This window comes from Paraburkholderia caffeinitolerans (assembly GCF_902859945.1).
Lineage (GTDB): Bacteria > Pseudomonadota > Gammaproteobacteria > Burkholderiales > Burkholderiaceae > Paraburkholderia > Paraburkholderia caffeinitolerans.
Genome location: NZ_CADIKL010000049.1, coordinates 38,164 through 55,738 on the forward strand (window position 1 = coordinate 38,164; position 17,575 = coordinate 55,738).

13 protein-coding genes and 2 pseudogenes are annotated in these 17,575 nt (G+C 61.7%); 2 read left to right on the forward strand and 13 right to left on the reverse strand.

From position 1 onward, the window contains the following. Positions 1-127 precede the first annotated feature (127 nt). Entirely contained in the window at positions 128-1,804 is a 1,677-nt protein-coding gene (locus HV773_RS31860) for a phage integrase family protein (protein WP_175197905.1), read from the forward strand. Between the two features lie 318 nt (positions 1,805-2,122). Here HV773_RS31860 and ltrA read toward each other — a convergent pair whose 3' ends face one another. From ltrA to HV773_RS31910, 11 genes and pseudogenes are all read right to left on the reverse strand, one after another. Continuing rightward, positions 2,123-3,427: a group II intron reverse transcriptase/maturase gene (gene ltrA / locus HV773_RS31865; RefSeq protein ID WP_175197906.1), complete on the reverse strand. Its 1,305-nt coding sequence runs from the start codon at positions 3,425-3,427 to the stop codon at positions 2,123-2,125. A gap of 551 nt (positions 3,428-3,978) precedes the next feature. Next, a complete protein-coding gene (locus HV773_RS37310) occupies positions 3,979-4,665 on the reverse strand; it encodes a reverse transcriptase domain-containing protein (RefSeq protein ID WP_465263009.1) in 687 nt (228 codons plus the stop codon). Next, complete coding sequence (locus HV773_RS37105) at positions 4,592-5,224, reverse strand: reverse transcriptase domain-containing protein (protein ID WP_281365317.1); 633 nt, start codon at positions 5,222-5,224, stop codon at positions 4,592-4,594. The genes HV773_RS37310 and HV773_RS37105 overlap by 74 nt, the downstream gene beginning before the upstream one ends. 1,559 nt (positions 5,225-6,783) lie before the next feature. Further along, positions 6,784-7,058, reverse strand: a pseudogene (locus HV773_RS37590) (GntR family transcriptional regulator); the annotation flags it as partial. A gap of 397 nt (positions 7,059-7,455) precedes the next feature. Further along, positions 7,456-8,418, reverse strand: coding sequence for a VOC family protein (locus HV773_RS31880; RefSeq protein ID WP_175197908.1), 963 nt, complete (start codon positions 8,416-8,418; stop codon positions 7,456-7,458). Between the two features lie 60 nt (positions 8,419-8,478). Further along, entirely contained in the window at positions 8,479-9,321 is an 843-nt protein-coding gene (locus tag HV773_RS31885; RefSeq protein WP_175197909.1) for a fumarylacetoacetate hydrolase family protein, read from the reverse strand. A 59-nt stretch (positions 9,322-9,380) separates the two neighbouring features. Continuing rightward, the gene (locus tag HV773_RS31890) at positions 9,381-10,301 is read right to left on the reverse strand and encodes an alpha/beta hydrolase (protein WP_175197910.1); all 921 of its coding nucleotides are present in this window, start codon (positions 10,299-10,301) and stop codon (positions 9,381-9,383) included. Positions 10,302-10,357: 56 nt separating this feature from the next. After that, on the reverse strand, positions 10,358-11,698 hold the full coding sequence (locus HV773_RS31895) for an amidohydrolase family protein (protein WP_175197911.1): 1,341 nt from the start codon (positions 11,696-11,698) through the stop codon (positions 10,358-10,360). After that, complete coding sequence (locus HV773_RS31900) at positions 11,695-13,251, reverse strand: FAD-dependent oxidoreductase (RefSeq protein ID WP_175197912.1); 1,557 nt, start codon at positions 13,249-13,251, stop codon at positions 11,695-11,697. The genes HV773_RS31895 and HV773_RS31900 overlap by 4 nt, the downstream gene beginning before the upstream one ends. Positions 13,252-13,343: 92 nt before the next feature. Then, positions 13,344-14,429, reverse strand: coding sequence for a porin (locus HV773_RS31905; protein ID WP_175197913.1), 1,086 nt, complete (start codon positions 14,427-14,429; stop codon positions 13,344-13,346). Between the two features lie 78 nt (positions 14,430-14,507). Further along, positions 14,508-15,863, reverse strand: a complete 1,356-nt coding sequence (locus tag HV773_RS31910; RefSeq protein ID WP_175197914.1) for an MFS transporter — start codon at positions 15,861-15,863, stop codon at positions 14,508-14,510. A gap of 172 nt (positions 15,864-16,035) precedes the next feature. Between HV773_RS31910 and HV773_RS31915 the strand changes: the two genes are divergently transcribed. Further along, the gene (locus HV773_RS31915) at positions 16,036-17,016 is read left to right on the forward strand and encodes a LysR family transcriptional regulator (RefSeq protein ID WP_175197915.1); all 981 of its coding nucleotides are present in this window, start codon (positions 16,036-16,038) and stop codon (positions 17,014-17,016) included. Positions 17,017-17,029: 13 nt separating this feature from the next. Here the strand turns inward: HV773_RS31915 and HV773_RS31920 are convergent, their stop codons facing one another. Both HV773_RS31920 and HV773_RS37595 read right to left on the reverse strand, forming a co-directional pair. Continuing rightward, entirely contained in the window at positions 17,030-17,410 is a 381-nt protein-coding gene (locus tag HV773_RS31920; RefSeq protein ID WP_175197916.1) for a Rieske (2Fe-2S) protein, read from the reverse strand. 57 nt (positions 17,411-17,467) lie between these two features. Next, positions 17,468-17,575: pseudogene (locus HV773_RS37595) on the reverse strand (IS6 family transposase); the annotation flags it as partial.

Below are 17,575 nucleotides of genomic sequence, written 5' to 3' on the forward strand. Positions count from 1 at the left end.
TACCAGTTCGATGCTTGAGCCCGCTTCGCGGTGTCCCGGTCGTGCCGGCTCTGGGACGCAGTCGCCCCGCAAGCGCCGGGAAGCACTAAACTGACAAGCGCGATTCTCACCCCGGGAAGTCGCTGCCATGCAACCGCACCCGCCTGATCCCCCGTCCTCCCGATTCCCCAGCGACGCCGAACTCGCTGGGTTGCGCAGCTGGTACGAAGGTGTCGGCGCGCGCACGGCGGTCTGCCGTTATCTCGATCGTCCATGCGTCACGGACGCCTCCGCGCGCAGCACGCTGGGCCGGATCCGCCGGCGACTGGTCGACCACGCGCGGGAGCGCAATCGTGCCGTGCTGGCAGGCCCACTTCTGGAACACCCCGCACGCGGCAACGGGCCGGCCGTCTCGAGGGCGATCGAGGCGCTGCGCCGGTTGCCATTGCCTGCGCCTCGGCTGGGCGATCCCGTCAGCATGTGGCTGCCGCCGCGCCTCGTCTGCCCGCTCACGGCCCATGGACTGCATACGATCGCGGATCTTGTCGTACGCGTGCGCCGACGGCGTCGCTGGTGGGAGACCTTTCGGGGGATCGGAAAGGCTGGTGGCCAGCGCGTCGAGGCGTTTCTCGATGCCCATCCAGAACTGACGGCGCACACTGTTGCCATGCTTGCCACAACTGCACAGCAGCCGCTTGCGCCATGGGAGAGACTGCGTGTGCCGGCGGCGCTGAACGGGACCCGTGGACAGTTCCGTGCCCCCCGGACGGCCTGCCTGCTTGCCGCGGCCAATGACTATGAGGCCGTGCAGTCGTGGCTCTCGTTGCAGGAGTCACCCGGAACCTACCGCGCCTACCGCAAGGAAGCCGAGCGCCTGATGCTCTGGGCGATTATCGAGCGCGGCCGGGCCCTTTCGTCGCTGACGACGGACGACGCGATCGCGTTCCGGGCCTTCCTGCGGCGGCCGACCCCGTACGCGCGCTGGACGGGTCCCACCCGGCCACGCGACAGTGGCGAATGGCACCCCTTCGTCGCCGGGCTCACCGCGCGATCCGCAGCGTATGCGTTGAGCGTGCTCTCGGCGATGTTTCGCTGGCTGGTGGAACAGCGTTACGTGTTCGCGAACCCGTTCGCCGGTGTCAGGGTGCGACGCCGCGCGCGGCACGCCGAGCTCGACACAGGTCGCAGCTTCACTGCGAGCGAGTGGCGCCTGGTTCGCACGGTCGCTAGCGGCCTCGAATGGACAGACGGCTGGAGCGCGCCCGCAGCCCAGCGGCTGCGGTTCCTGCTCGACTTCGGTTACGCGACAGGTCTGCGCGCAGGCGAACTCGTTGAAGCGAAGCTCGGCGACATCCAGCTGGATGAGGGCGGAGACCACTGGCTGCACGTAAGCGGCAAGGGTGACAAATCGGCCAAGGTCGGCCTGCCGCCACTCGCGCGCCGCGCACTGACTCAGTACCTGCTGCAGCGCGATCTTCCCCTCACCCCCGCGCGCTGGTCACCCGGCACACCGATCGTCGCTGGCCTGCACAAAGAGGACAAACCGATCGCGAGCCTGCGGCTGTGGCGCATCCTGCGACGGTTCTTTCTGCAGGCCGCGCTCGCCGTGGAAAAGGAGCGGCCGCCGCTGGCCGAGAAGCTACGCCGGGCCAGCCCGCACTGGCTACGTCACACGCACGCTTCGCATGCGCTCGCGGCCGGCGTGGAACTGGTGACGGTACGCGACAACCTGCGCCATGCATCGATTGCCACCACGTCGATCTACCTTCATGGGGATGAGGTCCGGCGTGCGAGGCAGCTTGATCAGGCGTTCGGGGCGCCCTGAATCGATAGACACAACTTTGCTTGCAATTTAGACACAACTTTCCTTGCGTGAGCGAATACCCCAACTATCGAAAATAGGAATTAAACCGGACTATTGAGAGGTGAGTAGACCCGGGGAGTTGCGCCCCGAGTCTCTCGCAGGTAGGGTCGAGAACTGGCGCGCGCACGGTAGGCTCCGGTGGTCTCTCCACCGCTTTCGCGGTGGACCTCAGTCCGGCTGCCATAGTCACGTTTCCAGCTCCCGCCACGTCGAACGCAGCTTGCGGTTTTCCCGCACTACGCTCTCCTGTCTGCTTCACGTCAAGGTTTATGGGACCTATCATGCCGCGCGCGCTTTCGGTGCGACGGTACGGCGAACCCGGTAGCCATTGAACAGCCCCAGTTCCTCGTACAGCCAACGCCTACTCCACCGCTTCCAGCCGAAGCCCCGTCGGTTCCGGGATCGCCCCATGTGGCGCCGGATCTTCTTTTCCACCCAGTCCCTGATGAAGTTGAAGCACTCGTTAGAGTCCCCGATAGCGAAGTATTGCACCCAGCCCCGCAGCACCGGATTAATCAGTTGTACCACCCGATTTATCGGCTGCGACTGGTATCGACGGAACACCTCCTTGAGCTTGCGCAGTAACGCCGTACGCTTCTTCAGCTTCGGCGTGTAGTGCGCTCGCCACGCCCGTGTCCTGAAGCTGCGGAGTTGACGGAAGTCGAACCCCAGAAAGCCGAAGCTCTCCTTGCATCTCAGATCCACGGTGCGGCTCTTCTCCGCGTTCACCTCGACCTGTAGCTTGTCAAACTCCTCCCGTAGTCGCCTGCTTACCGCCCTCAGCAGCCAGTCATGGCGCGGGTGTGCATCGATCAGCACGACGAGATCATCAGCGAAGCGAGCATACTCGACGTAGGTATACTTCCCGTTGCGCGTGGCTTCTCTCGCCCGCTCCAGCATCCGATCCACCTCAGTGAGGTAGACGTTACTGAGCAGTGGCGAAATCACCCCGCCTTGCGGAACGCCTTGTTTACCCGATGCCGTCAGCATCAGCTTCAGCAAATGCATGACGTCCCGGTCATTGACCCGACGCGCCACCTTTTCGAGCAGCAGATGATGCCGCACGGTGTCAAAGTAGGCACGCAAATCCAGATCTATGACCCGGGTCTTCCACTGAACAATTGCCGTCGCCACTCGCTGCACCGCTTCATGCGCAGTACGCTTTGGGCGATAGCCATACGACCCCGACTGGAAGTCTGCCTCGAAGATCGGCTCCAGTATGAGCTTGAGCGCACCCTGGACCACACGATCGCGGATAGCAGGAATCGAAAGGACGCGGACCTTGCCCCCATCTTTCGGTATCTCCTGTCGCCGTGCCCGCAGTGGCCGGTAGGTGCGCCCGATCAGTTCGGCCTGTATCTGCGCAAGAAAGCTCACCACACCTTGCGCCTCGATAGCCTCGAACGTCACGCCGTCGATACCCGGCGCTCCGTTGTTCTTTCTGGCTAACGTATACGCTTCGAGCAGCGTTTCCATCTTGCAGACATGGACGTACAAACCCCAGAAACGCCAGGACGGTTCAGCCTTCGCCTTGACGTATATTCCCCGCCTCAGGTCCTGCAAACTGCTGGACGCCTTTGTCATCTCGTCCTTGCCTCCCATGTTGTCGAGGACGTTACAAACAGCAGGGCCCCTTCGCTCCACCAGCGTTACCCGGCTTCACCGCTACTACGGACCCATCCGCCACCCTCTCGCCTTCGGTCCACTTCCCGGGTTCGCCGGTTATAGGACCTACCTTGCTCCGGCGATTTCGCGCCGGGGCGAGGAGGGCTTCTCCAGTTGCTTAGCATGTCCTTGTCATCGTGCCGTCGCTTCCACCCCGCCGAAGTGGTGTAGCCGTGTCGGTCAGAATTCGGCTACCCATGCTGCCTTCACCCTCACGGTTGCGGGCTCGGCCCTCGGGTCTATTCACTTTCGAGGCCACATCCACGTTCACCTTCATTACGGCCCGATGACTCGCACGTCCCCCAAGGAGACGGTCGTCGATAGGCTTCAGAGTCTTGGTTTCCCGCCACCCTGCTATCCCAGCTACGGAGCTTCTGACTTCTACTCCGGCAGGTCTGTCTCCTGCTGAACACGCCAGCCTTAGCTGGACACACAACCGAACGTGAGTCTCTCGACTCATTCGGCTCCCGTTATCCAACCGATACCCCGACGACACGCCAGTGGACAAACAACCGGGGGTGGACGCGCTTCATCTTGCGTAGCCATTCCGCACTACGTCGCTTGTGCTGCCTCAACCCCTTGTACTTTCGTCGAGCCCACCGCATAAGCCGTAGGTCGATGTAGCCGAAGAGGCTGTGCATCGCCGTCCGATAGAACGCCCCATAGTAGTTCCGCCACCCTTGTATCGTCGTGTTGCATTGCTGCGCGAGTTCATCAAGCGTCGCCGGTGTTCGTCGGTGCAGTCGCCAACTCCGCACGGTATGCCTCATCCGCTTCAGGGCATCATTGCTCACCGCCGGCAGAAAGCTAGTAAATAGCCGTCGATGCTTGCTCAATGCCCGTCTCGGTCTAAACGTAAAACCGAGGAACGTGAACTGCACGTTCGGATAAGTGCCAGTGCGCTTACTGTCCTTGCAATACACGATCTTGGACTTCTCCGGATGCATCGTCAGACCACACTCTGCCAGCCGTTCTTCAATCGCTTGCATCACGGCTTGTGCCTGCGCCAGACTGCGGCAATGAACCACCGCGTCGTCTGCGTAGCGCGCAAAGGGAGACTGCGTCCATGTCCGCTGCATCCAGCTATCGAACGCATAGTGCATAAACAGATTCATCAAGATCGGGCTGACCACACCGCCCTGGGGTGTACCCCGCATCCGGGGCAGACTCGCCCCCCTCTGCAGTTTCGAACGGAGCAGTCAGCCACCGCTCGATGTACAGCAGGATCCAGCCGTCCTTGATGTGGTGTCGCACCGCCTTCATCAGCAACACATGGTCGATCTGGTCGAATGCCGCCTTGATGTCAAACTCAACAACCCAGTCGTATTTCCAGCAACGCGTGCGCGTCACGGCAATCGCCTGTTTCGCCGACTTGCCCGGCCGATAGCCATATGAATTTTCATGGAATATCGGGTCGAGCGTCGGCTCGATCATCAGCTTAACCACACTTTTCGCCACCCGATCAGATACGGTGGGAATCCCCAGCTTTCTCGTGCCGCCCTTGGCCTTCGGAATCTCAACCTGCTTCACCGGTGGCGGGAAGTACGATCCCGACGACATCCTGTTCCACAGCTTGTACAGATTTCCCGAAAGGTTCTGCTCAAACATGGCGACGGTTTCATCATCCACGCCAGCAGCGCCGCGATTGGCTCTCACCAACTGGTATGCTTCCCACACGACCCGCTTCGCAATGCTGTACGGTTTCGTTGATGTCATGTCACTCATCCCCAGCGCAGGTTGGTGACCTTCGTCAACAGGATAACGCCGCCCCTTCGCTCCACCTTCATTACAAAGGCCTCAGCACTACTACGAGCAGCTCCGCCCCTTGCTCCGACATCGGTATTCTTCCTCATGGTGTCTGCCACTTGTCATTTCCCTTTGCATTCGAAGCAAGGTTCTCACGTTCCATACCGAAGCCTGTATTGAGTTCATGCCGCCTTTACACCGGCTGCCGTCGGGTCCGTAATCAGGTGTCGTCCCGACTGATCCTGGAGCAAACTTACGACCCCAGTTTTGACAGCGCCTTTAAATAAGTAACGATGCGTCATCGGACGGTTCGCTTTCGCTCATCTGCTCAACACGTACCTGCCACCCTTGACGGGTGACTTTTCCACAGTCGCTCACCACCACGCCTTTTGGACGCAGCAGCACCGGGCGGTTTGAAGCCTGCTCCTGAAAGCCGACTCCGGGAGGCCTACTCCCATCTTCAGTACAGCACCGCAGGCTCTCGCCTACGTTCGTGACACACTAAGTATTCCTATCTTTATAGAGCGCTATTTCGCCGCTTGACCAATGCAAACGTGCGAGTGAGTGCGACCGAAATGGAATCGAAAACCCGGCCTTTTGGAAGCACAAGTCTGTGCAAAAACACTAAAGGCGTCAGGCCAGCGGGGCGCAAGCGCATTTGCATAGCGCCAGGTGGTTAAAGTCAAGCTCAAGCGCGACGCGAGTTCATTGAACTGGTCCATGTCGAGAAGCGTGGCGATCAGATCACTCTTTCGGGCCGGTGGCATCGCGGCGATGCACGAAGGGTTGTCGATTCCCGGCGTAGGTTTTTTGCGGAGAAAGACATATGGCGTAGGTTCTCTCCCAACACGGGAAAAAACCTACGCCGGCATAGCCGACTCAAACAGAGAAAGGTGAGCGGAGGCTAACTAACCCAGTACTTGGCACCCAACAGAACGCATTTTAAATCAATTACTTATATTTAAACCCAGCAAATCCGACCGCTCCTCATCGAGCCGAATATTACTTTTCTTTAATTCGTTCATTATTTTTTCTGATATGCGAAGAGGCAGCTGCAATCACGCCACGAAATTCTAAAAATCGCTTATTTCTCAATAACCTAATCGCAGATACCGGCGTTCATCCGAATGTCAATCTGACTACTCATTCTTTTCGAAGTAGTGAATTGCCTTTTCCCCTCAAGCCTGAATCTCGAAAGTTACGCCAAAACCTACACCGAATGGTCTTTCAATTGGTACGTCTTTCCGGCACCGAATCGCACTCTCATTGAGACCGCTCAGGCCAGCCCCCGTTGGGAATTGGTCGATGTGGTGTTGTATGGTTGGCGCAATGGCGGAACACAACGGAACTGATCCGCAAAAATCGCCAGGCCTTCCATCAGCACTTCCGTAGAGTTCACCGGACAGCGACGTCGTCATATTACAACGCTCGCGGAACCACAACCCCCGATGAATTGCTTCCGCATGACGCGTTTGCCTTCATGAGCCGCAGCCACCTATTCCTTTATCGGTTCACCCAGGCACCCAAAACTGCACGCCCCGCAGATGTTCGGTGCCGAACTGGACCACGTCGTCGATCGACGCGAGCGACGGCCGGAAGTCGTTGCGCGGCCGCATCGATTCCACGCGCGTGCCGGCGTTCTTGCGCCGCGACACGAGGCCCAGTCGCTGAAGCTCATTCAACGCCGCACGGACGGTATGCCGGCTCGTCCCGTACTGATCCCGCAGTTCCAGCTCGGTGGGGCAAATACGCCCCCTACCGGAAGACGGCCCGATGTGATCGCTTCGGTGAAGGGAATCCCCATCCCTCCGGCATTTCCCTGAAAAGCGCAAACGCTTCCCGTTTGCAGGCGGCCCGCGGTGTGTCAGCCGAACCGTGCACGGCGTCTTGCCCTGCGCCCCTCGCTGCCCGCGCGGCCGGAACTCGGTCCCGATGGGGCGCGACTCTACGCGACAAGGGTTTGGAAGAGCGAAATGATTGTGTCACCGGCGAAGGCGGGTCAACGGGTCACTCATATTGCCGTCGCAGCGGCGACAGTTCTACAAAGCAGCCTAACGATCGGACGCGCAGTGCAGACTTCTGTTGCATGTGGGCTCGACTCCAGTCCTGATTTCCCGAACCTTTGGCGCACTCGCCGAAAACCTCTGTCTATTCCAGTATTGCGGTTGATCGAACACGTCTGGAAATTCAGCGACTCACATTTATCCCTCGACACCTGGTGCATCTACTTCTGTGTTGCGGACAAAGTCGTCCGGCACTTCCGGCCCCCACAGGTACAGCGACTCTTCTGGAAGGAAGTTTCCGCTGGCCCAGGTGATACCGGCCGAGACGAAATCGATATTCGCCGAGTACTCGCAGAACGAGCCCCACGGATCCTGCACGTAATGAAAGTAGTTCGACCCAAGCACGTGTCGCCCCGTCCCCCATCCACGCACATAGCCTGCAGCCGCCATCTGCGCAGCGCCCTCGCCGACCCGGTCAACGTTCTCGACATCCCACGACGAATGATGCCAGCCGCGACCGGCGCTTTTCGCGAAGGCGACCAGGTGATGATCGCAGCCGTGGGGCGCATGCGTGAACGCGATCAGATTCATGGACCGGTCCGAAAGCCGCAACCCGATAGCCCGCTCGTAGAAATCGACGGCGCGCAGCACATCAGATGTGAACAGTAGTACATGCGAGAGTCTACGCGGCCGGACGGGCGCGGTCGCTGACCGGGTGGAGGCGCCGCGCTCATTCGCAACCCCTCCGCTGTGCACGTGCCGGTCCTTCGAATCCGGTGTGGTCTTCGGACCCGGTTTGACCTGAATGAGATTGCCATCGGGATCGTGAAACCAGATGCCCGACGGGTCCACTCCTGCGGGCGCGGTGCAAATCGCGCCTCCCGCCACCTCGACCTGATCGCGTAGCGCGACAACGTCCGAATCGAAGCAGTTGAAGCTCAGATACGCGAGCCGCTTACGGGCCGAAGGCAAAATGCGCGCCCAGCGATGGCCGTCGACCGCGTACAGGTCGAGCGCCTCGTTCCGCTCGCCCGTGCGTTTGACCTCCAGACCGAACGTGTCGAAGAAACGTTCGGCATCGGCCACCGACGGCACTTCGAGGGCAAAATGATCGATCGAATGCACGGCGGCCCGCGGCTTCGCCAAATTGAAATCGTTCACATCAATCTCCCGATATCGACTGGCCGGCCTCCCGGCCGGCCGTCACTCGTTGCGCCAACGTCATGCCGCCGGTTCGTCGACGATCGCGTTTCGTAGCGTGCCTATGCCTTCGACGCTCACTTCGCACACGTCGCCCGCTCGCATCAGGAGTTTCGGTTCGCGGGCCCAGCCTATCCCGGAAGGTGTGCCCGAGACGATGACATCGCCGGCCTCAAGCGTGATTGCTTCGCTGACGATGCTGATGAGCGATGCGACATCGAAAATCATCTGATCGGAATTCGCCGACTGAACCACTTCGCCATTCAAGCGCGTTTCCAGACGCAGCCCGCTGGCCCCGGGCGGCAGTTCGTCGGCGGTCACGAGATCCGGCCCGAAAGCGCCTGTTCCGTCGAAATTCTTCCCCAACGTCCATTGCGGCGCCTTGAACTGATATTCGCGCACCGAACCATCGTTGAAGAGCGCGTATCCCGCCACGTGCGACAACGCATCCGCGCTGGCGATGTGACGGCCGCCCTTGCCGAGCACGACGGCGATTTCACCCTCGTAGTCGAGCGAATCCGAAACGCGCGGACGGACCATCGGTTGTTCGTGCGCGATCAAGCTGGTGTTAACGCGGAAGAACAGCGTCGGATAATCGGGTTGATCGTACCGGCTTTCCTTTGTGTGGTCGGCATAGTTCAACCCGACGCAGATGATCTTCGGTGGCTGGCGCAGCGGCGGCAGCCAAGTGACCGTATCGGGATCGACGATCTGTGCAGAGGCCACGGCCCGCCCGTACTCGACGAGATCGACACCGCGCGCGAGCAGCGATTCGAGGCTTTCGTCACCAACCACGCGAATCTGCCCTGCCTCGCGCACACCCAGCCACGATTTTCCGTCCTTCATGAATGAAACAAAACGCATGCAAACCTCCAAGACTACTGAATAACTGGAACAGGATGCGTGCCGGACTACCCGGCACGTCACGATTGAGTCGATTGCGCACGAAGCAACCGGGCGAATTCCCGGCAAATCAGGTCATTGGCCCGCCGGGCAGATGCCGACACCTCAAAAAAGCCAAAGAACGGATGAAACATGTCGTCGAATTGCAGCAGACGCACGCCCACTCCCGCATCGGTCAGACAGCGGGCATACGTGCGTCCCTCTTCACAAAGCGCATCGTGCCCAGCCACAGCAATGATCGCGGGCGGCAGGCCCGTATGGCACACAGCGCGCAACGGCGATGGCGGGCTTTGCGTGGCCTCCTCCCTGCGCTCGCCCATGTAGAGTCGAACGATGTCCTCCAAGTCCGCCGTACCCAGCATCGGGAAGTCGCGGTTTCTTGCCTTCAGCGCAGCCACGTCACGCGCCATGTCGACACCGGGCACGACCAGCAACTGGGCCGCCAGCGCATACGCCCTGTCGCGCAACGCCTGGACTGCCGACGCGGCCAGGTTGCCACCGGCGCTTTCCCCCGCCACCGCTACGCAGCTTGTGTCGCCGCCCAGCGATGCGGCGTGGTGGAACGCCCAGAGCGTTGCGGTCAGTGCATCGTCGTGCGCGGCCGGATACGGATGCTCTGGCGCGAGACGGTAGTCCACCGAGATGATCACCGCTTCGACATCGCGACACAACTTGCGCGCGATGTCGTCCATCAACTCAACACTGCCGAGGACGAAGCCGCCGCCATGAAAGAAAACGACCGTCGGCAGCTTGCCTGTCTTCAATGGACGATAGACGCGAACGGGTACGCACGAGCCTTCGTGATGGCCCATCACGTCCTCGAACGATCCGATCTGTGGCAGCGTCGTGCGTTCGCGCGCCGCCATGATCGTGCCGCGCATGCGCTCCCTGGCTTGCGCGGGGGTACCCGAAAACGGCGGCGGCACGCCGCGCGACTTCATCGCCGCCACCACCGCGGCCAGTTCCGGGTCGAGCGGGCACGCTTCGTGAGCTGAATTCACGCTTCCCCTCCGAGCACATGGTCCTGCGACGCCTGTGCGCGCCGCCGGAGCGCATCCACATCAATGCAGGTCATCCGCCCCTGCCGCTTGACGGGCCGCCCCGCGACGAACACGGTATCCACGTTGCCCGCGTGAGCGGCAAGCACGACTGCGCCGATCGCGTCCGAAACCGGTGTGAGGTTCAGGTCGTCGCGGCGAATCATGATGACGTCGGCCTGCTTGCCCGGCGTAAGCGAGCCGATCCTGCGATCGAGCCCTGTCGCCCGCGCGCCCGCCACGGTCGCAAACTCGAGCACGTCGCGCAACGTGATCGTTTCCGGTGCACCGGTCGTTCGCGAGTGTCCGCCGCCCATCCATGAGCGATAGTGAGCAAAGGCATGGCGCATCTGCGTGAACATGTCGCCGCAGCATTTCGTTTCCGTATCCCCGCTCAGGCTGGGTCGGATGCCCACCGCGAGCATGCGATCGAGCGGCAAGTCGCCAATGCCCTGGGCGTTGAGCTCGCAGTGAACGCCCAGTGAAGCGCTGACACCCGCATCCGCCATCATCGCAATCTCGTCCACGCCGCTGCAGCAGCAGTGAACGAAGGTCAGGTCTTCGCCCAGCACGCCCGCGTCGTGCATCTGCGCGATGCCTCTCACGGTCGCATTGCGTGCATAGGCCCCCATATGGATCGTCGAACGAATCGACAACTCGCGCGCAAGGCGCAGGTCCTGGAGCCATACGTCACGCTGCGCCATCTCCGGGCCGCGCGCGGCCATGGCCAGGGTCAGCAACTGATCGTCGGAGGAAAAGTATTCGACTTTCAAGCGACGGATATCCTCGGGATGCCCGCGCGCGCTATCGAACATCCAGGCGGCGCCGTCGATCAATGGCCAACCGTGCGCAAATACGGCGCGTATTCCGGAATCACGCAGGCCGGCAATCGCAGCATCGGCGTGGTCGGGACTGTTCTGGACGTGCGACCAGTCCAGCATCGTCGTGATGCCGCTATCCAGCGCAGAAACGGCGCCCAGCAGCGTGCCGGCATACACGTCTTCGGGCCTGAACCCCGCGCCGCGCGGGCCCAGCATCTCGGCGAAGTAGATCTGCGGGTCGATATCCGCGTAGCGATGGCGCATGCAGCTTTGCCAAGTGTGCCGGTGCGTATCGACGAATCCCGGAAGCACGATCATGTTGCCGGCGTCGATACGTTCGGCATGGGGCGCTTCCAGCTTCGGTGCCACTGCAACGATGCGCCCGTCTTCCATGAGTACGTCGCCGACGCGCAAATCGCCTATAGCGGGGTCCATGCTCAACACCCACCCGCCGGCCAGCAAGGTCTGCCGCGCGATCATTGGACCGACTCCCGCAACGATGCCTCCACGCACTGAAACGCCGCGTGCGTGGCCGGTCCCTCCAGCCACTTGCGCAACTGATTCCAGAGCGCTTGCGACTCGCCGACCTCGGACGACGCCCACGCCACGTAGGCATCCGGCCGGATCAAGATCCCTTTCACACCATCCATCTGCGACGGAACCCGCGCAAGACGCGCCTGAACGACGTCCACCGGCAATCCACATGTGGCGATCGGCGCAAACTGGGCGCTCTCGCCCTCCAGATCCAGCAGAACGAAGCGTCGGCTGCGCAGCAGTTCGGTGCCGCTCGCCGACCGGCCGTCGAGCATCACGACGTCGAAGTCGGGCAACCGGTGCCCCGTTAGTGGATGACTCGCTGCATCGCAGGGGTAGGGAAACTCAAGCCCGCTCAGTTCGCGCACGAGTTTGCTTTGCACCTCGGGCAGCCCGACGATGTGTTGCGCGAGACGACGCTTGAGCGTTACCGCATCCGGTTCGAAGTTGAACTGCAGCGCGCACTGCGCCTTTACGCTTTCGAGCAGCGCCCGCATGACCGGCAAACGTTCCGCGTCGTAGGTGTTCAAGATCGATTCTTCTGCAGTGCCATTGATCACGGCAGTGAGTTTCCAGCCCAGATTGAAGGCGTCCTGCAGGCAGAAGTTCATGCCGACCCCGCTGGCTGGATAGTGAATCCGCGCGGACTCGCCGACCAGCATGATGCGCCGCGACCGAAAGGTCGGCACACTGCGCATCGTGTCGTCGAAGCGCGACGCCCAGTGCAGCCGCTCGATGCCGTAGTCGGTGCCGTGGATATCGCGCAGGCACTGACGAATCTCCTCGACATCGACGGGCTCGTCTTTCGGTGCGTGGCGCCGGTCGCGATGAACGATGTTGAAACGCGTAATGCCGGAGCCGAATGCGTACCCGCGCGCCCAGCCCATTTCGTTGTTGACGTCGGCACGCTTGCCGGGCCAGGGGGCATCCAGAATCGTATCGACTGCGATCCCGCGGAAAGTGCCGGAGTGGCCGTCGAACGGGATGCCGGCTTTCGTGCGTATGAGGCTCCGTCCGCCATCGGCGCCGATCAGGTAGTGCGCCTGATAGGTCCGGGTGTTGCCCTCGGCGTCGGCGGCATCGACCTCGACACCTTCCTCGTCCTGCCGCAGGGCGCGCACTTCCTCGCCTTGGCGTATTTCCACGCCGCATTCCTGCGCCCACGCCCAGAGTATTTCCTCGGTCTGGTTCTGCGGAAGGCCCAGCGTGAACCCGAAACGCGATTCCAGGTACCGCCACTGAATTCCCGGAAAGCCGGCCCAGATATGCGCACGGCGAAACGGATAATCGACGATCGTCCGCGTGCGCTCGATAAAGCGGTCCGCAATGCCACGTGCGTCGAACAACTCCAGCACGCGTGGCAAAATCGTGCCCGCACGGGACTGGACACCTCCAGTCCGGCGTTCGAGCACGAGCGTCCGCACGCCTGCCCCAGCCAGTTCGGCTGCCACCGTAAGGCCGGAAGGCCCCCCTCCCACGACAATGACGTCCCACAGCATCCCGCTTCTCCAGTCAAAAACAATGAGTCCAGCCCGAGGTCGCGCGGTATGCGATTCAGACAGCTCTCGCACCCGCGGCCACCGTCGGGTCGCTAAAACAAATGGGTCACGCCCACTTCAAACTCCACCTGCCGCGAGGTGCTGGCCGGAGCCTGGTTGCGCATGACCGCGTGCTGCCCGCTGCCGGCCATCTGAAACACGCTCAGCACATAGAGGCTCGTACGCTTCGAGAGCGCGTAGTCGACATGCGCGTGAAACTGATTCCACTTGTACGAATCCAGGGTGGTGTACGAATACCCCCCACCCACGCGCGTACTCGGGGTGATGTACTTGTGGGCACCGACATCAACCGTCTGCGCGTTCTCCGTTTCGCCCACCGCCTTCAGATGCGTGAAGCTGTAGTTGCCCATCACGCGATAGCTGTCCCCGCTGTAGGCAAGGCCGACCGTCGCGGTGTTCTGCGACTGACTGATCGTCAAGGCGGGTTTGGCAGCAAAGTTGATCCCGTATAGTTCCGGGACGCCGAGACGCGTATATGGCGCGTAGGGAACGCCATTCACGGACTCCGCGACCACCACCGACTGAAAGCCACCGCTGACGAAACTCACTTCGGCGCCCACGGCACGCCCGGTATTGGTCGTGGAGCCCGCCTGTCCGAATCCGTACATGGCGCCAAACTGCAACACACCGCCGTAGAGCGGCGACTTGTATTTCACGAGATTGTTCAGCGCATTGCCTACCGTTCTGTCCAGGTTCCCCGGGTGGGTTGCGAGCAGCGACGTATAGCGCTCCGATGTATAGGGAACCAGGTCGGCCAGCAGGTCGTACATCGATCCGAGCGTGATCGTTCCCAGCCTGTTCGACTTCAGGCCGACATAGCTTTCGAAGGGCGTGCTCGTCCCGTTATTGATGAACGCATACTGGCTGAGTCGGAAGAATGCCGACGAATCGCTATCGAGCTGTTCGACGCCGGACAGCAGCCAGAACGGCACCGCATGGGTTCCGTTAATCTGAACCTGGGCGTGTCCCGCGCCTGCGTTGTTCGTGTAGGCGATGCCGGTGCCGAGCAGGCCGCCCAGCGTTACGCTGGACTGAGCGGTTGCCACAACCGGGAATGCCACGAACACCCCCACGCCCGCCAATGATCTCCAGAGCCTCACGTCTCTCCTCCATTTCATTCACGATCTCCCGCATTATTTTTTTGTAGTCCGAATTAAATATCCTGATGCACATCCGCAGCGGCCCACTTCAGTGATTCAGTTCGAGTGCAGCGGCCGCTCCCGGGCGACCTGCGCATCGTCCGCTGAAATGTCGTGCACAAGGTCGCGCAGTCTCCTGCGCAGCACCCGCGCCGCGATCAACGCCACCACGCCGGACGCGAGAAACACGACCGCCATCGCGTCAGGCAGCGAGTCGACTCCGGGACCGAAGCCATACCGGCTGACGAGGGCGATGACCGAAGGCGCGCTCCCCTGCCCGATCAGCCCGACAAGTACCAGGACGACCGCCATGACGCTACCGACAATCGACGCCGGAACGATCACCGCGACGAGGGTCGAAGTCACCGCCATGAAAGTCCACGAAAACAGCACGACCATCGCGTCGACAATCCAGAACGTCACCAGCGATCTCGTCGAGCACATCGCCACGACCAGTACGGTCAACGCGAGCGTGACGAACGTCCCCACTTCGATGGCCGTGGCCGGGCGCTGGCCGCCTTCGCGTCCCATCGCCCACCCGGCCGCCCAGAGGCCGAGCGGCCCCATTGTCAGCAGCAATCCGCCCTGCAACAGGCCGATACTGCTCAAGCCCAGCCCGAAGCGCCGCGCGGTCATCGTCGGCATCCAGCTGCCGAGCCCGTAGGTAATCATCGAGTGCGCGACGGCAAACACCAACAACGGCATCAGCACCCTGCGGTTGTCTGCCAGATACCGGCCCACGCGCGCGGGCGCGGCTGCGGCCTGCTCGCACGCGCCGGCTCGACGCCCCGGATCGGCCGAAAGGAAAATCAGGCCGCTCAACGGAACGCCTGCGATGCCGACCAGCAGCAGCACGATTTGCCAGCTGAAGACGTGCCCGAACAGCGGCAACGCGTGGATACCGGAAGCGCTGACCATGCCGATCAGCGGGCCGCCGAGTACGAGCGACAGACCGGTGCCCAGCATGAGCGCCATCGTGTAGACGGACAGTGCGCGTGCCCGCCTGCTCTCGTCGACGCCGTCGCGAATCAGCGAATATGCGGACGGCGGCACCAACGCTTCCGCCGCGCCAACCACGACGCGCGCCACGACAAGTGCGAGGAAAGTCGATGCCGCAGCATTCGATGCGACCGCGATCGACCATAGCGCCACTGCGAGCGCCACGACCGTGCGCCGGTCGGCGCGGTCGGCCAGCCAGCCGGCGGGCAAGCCGCAGAGGACGTTGGCAACCGCGAACGCCGTGCCGATCAGGAAGCTGATCTCCACTTCGCCCACGCCGAAGTCGCGCTGGATCGGCCCGACCATCAACACGAGAATGTTCTTGTCGATCTGCGCAAGCATGCTGATACAGGTAAGAAAAGCGACCAGCCCCCACTGCGCCCTGCGCGATGTGCCCTTGCTGCTTTCTGTCATGTTTCGCCGTCTCCACTGCGAATGCCCGTTTGGCGGGCGGCTTTTTGTCGACATGCGAGGCGTTGCCGCGGTGGGCCGCCCCGTTTCATGGGTTTCGGACATTATCGATTTCGGGGATGACATTTATCAAATTTATTGTTCAAATATCGAATATTGATTGTATAAATCTGCCATGCGATTCGAAAACCTCGACCTCAACCAGCTCGTCGTGCTGGACGCGCTGCTTTCCACGCGCAGCGTCGGACGCACCGCGGAGCAGTTGTTCCTCAGCCAGCCCGCAACCAGTTGCGCTCTGGGCCGCCTGCGCGAGTATTTCAATGACGAACTGCTCGTTCCGGTCGGGAAAACCTTTGTGCTCACGCCGCTCGCCGCCGAACTGAGCAAACCCGTCCGCGACGTCCTCCTCCAGATCAGGACGATCACCCGGGCGCGCCCGGTCTTCGAACCGGCAACGTCGGCGCGCCAATTCACCATCGAAGCCTCGGACTACGTCATCAGCCTGCTGCTTTCGGAAGTCGTGCGCCGGGCTGCAGACCTCGCGCCCCTCATGCAGTTCGATCTGCGCGCCATCAATCCGCAGTCCCCCGAACATCTGGAAAGTGGCGAGACCGAACTGCTCATTGCGCCAGAGTTCAACACGGTCGCCGGGCATCCCGGCGAACCCCTGTTCAGCGATACGTTTTCGTGCCTCGTGTGCGGCACGGTCAACGCACATGCGGATTCGCTGAGCGCCGACGAATATTTCGCGGCCGGGCATGTCGGGATCGAATGGGGTGGCGGGCGGCGCGTGACTTACGACGCCCGCATCCTGTCAACGGGCAGGAGGGTGCGCCGGCAGGAAATCATCGCCCCCATGTTTTCCCTCATCCCGGAGCTGTTGATCGGAACCCGGCGTATCGCCACGTTGCCGACGCGCCTCGCCCACAAGATCGCCGAACGCTTCCCGTTGCGGGTGTTGCCCTGCCCAATCGAAATTCCGTCGTTTACCGAAAAGGTTCAGTGGAACAAGTATCAGGAGCACGACCCTGCGATCCTCTGGCTGCGAGGACTGCTGAAGGAGGCTGCCGAGAGCCTGGCGTCCTCAGGCGAAGCGACTCACGGGAAGCGCAAACGCGCCGTCAAGGCGCAGGGCCGGGAGGTATCGCAGCGGTGAAGGTGGGCCCGTCTCAAGGCTCCCAGGGCGAAGACAGTCGAACCCATATCTCATCTCCGCTGGCGACATGGAGAACCACGGGAGTCAATGCCTGACCGAGACAGGGCCCTAGCACACATGCCCCGGTCAGAATGTCGAACTGCGCACCGTGGCCATGACAGACGATATGTGTGCCCCGCGCGTTCAGCCAGGCGTCCTTTCGCCATGCCATCGGAGCGCCGGGATGATGAGGGCAGGAGTCCACGTACCCACGCAGTTCGCCGTTCCTGCGCACGACGAAGATCGTGTCCCGGCCGGTTTCGCACGGATCGAAGCCGCGCGCGCCGCCATCGGGCAGGTCGTGCAAGTTGCACAACCATGCGCGCTCGCACGCCAATTGATCAGAGTTACTCATGATGGTTGTGGTGCAAACTGAGTAGGCAGGCGAAGTAACGCTCTTCTTTCGGACCCCTCAACGAGCCGAAAGAACCGCCATCCAGACCGACGGCGAAGTGGTATCTTTGAGGTGCACGCGGGTGAGATCGAACTGGTCTTTGCGAATGCGATGCATCAGTTCGAT

Coding starts and splice junctions, on each gene's coding strand:
- HV773_RS31860 (WP_175197905.1), top strand. CDS start 128: ATGCAACCGCACCCGCCTGATCCCCCGTCCTCCCGATTCCCCAGCGAC.
- ltrA (WP_175197906.1), bottom strand. CDS start 3,427: ATGACAAAGGCGTCCAGCAGTTTGCAGGACCTGAGGCGGGGAATATAC.
- HV773_RS37310 (WP_465263009.1), bottom strand. CDS start 4,665: ATGCGGGGTACACCCCAGGGCGGTGTGGTCAGCCCGATCTTGATGAAT.
- HV773_RS37105 (WP_281365317.1), bottom strand. CDS start 5,224: ATGACATCAACGAAACCGTACAGCATTGCGAAGCGGGTCGTGTGGGAA.
- HV773_RS31885 (WP_175197909.1), bottom strand. CDS start 9,321: ATGCGTTTTGTTTCATTCATGAAGGACGGAAAATCGTGGCTGGGTGTG.
- HV773_RS31890 (WP_175197910.1), bottom strand. CDS start 10,301: ATGAAGTCGCGCGGCGTGCCGCCGCCGTTTTCGGGTACCCCCGCGCAA.
- HV773_RS31895 (WP_175197911.1), bottom strand. CDS start 11,698: ATGATCGCGCGGCAGACCTTGCTGGCCGGCGGGTGGGTGTTGAGCATG.
- HV773_RS31900 (WP_175197912.1), bottom strand. CDS start 13,251: ATGCTGTGGGACGTCATTGTCGTGGGAGGGGGGCCTTCCGGCCTTACG.
- HV773_RS31905 (WP_175197913.1), bottom strand. CDS start 14,429: ATGAAATGGAGGAGAGACGTGAGGCTCTGGAGATCATTGGCGGGCGTG.
- HV773_RS31910 (WP_175197914.1), bottom strand. CDS start 15,863: ATGACAGAAAGCAGCAAGGGCACATCGCGCAGGGCGCAGTGGGGGCTG.
- HV773_RS31915 (WP_175197915.1), top strand. CDS start 16,036: ATGCGATTCGAAAACCTCGACCTCAACCAGCTCGTCGTGCTGGACGCG.
- HV773_RS31920 (WP_175197916.1), bottom strand. CDS start 17,410: ATGAGTAACTCTGATCAATTGGCGTGCGAGCGCGCATGGTTGTGCAAC.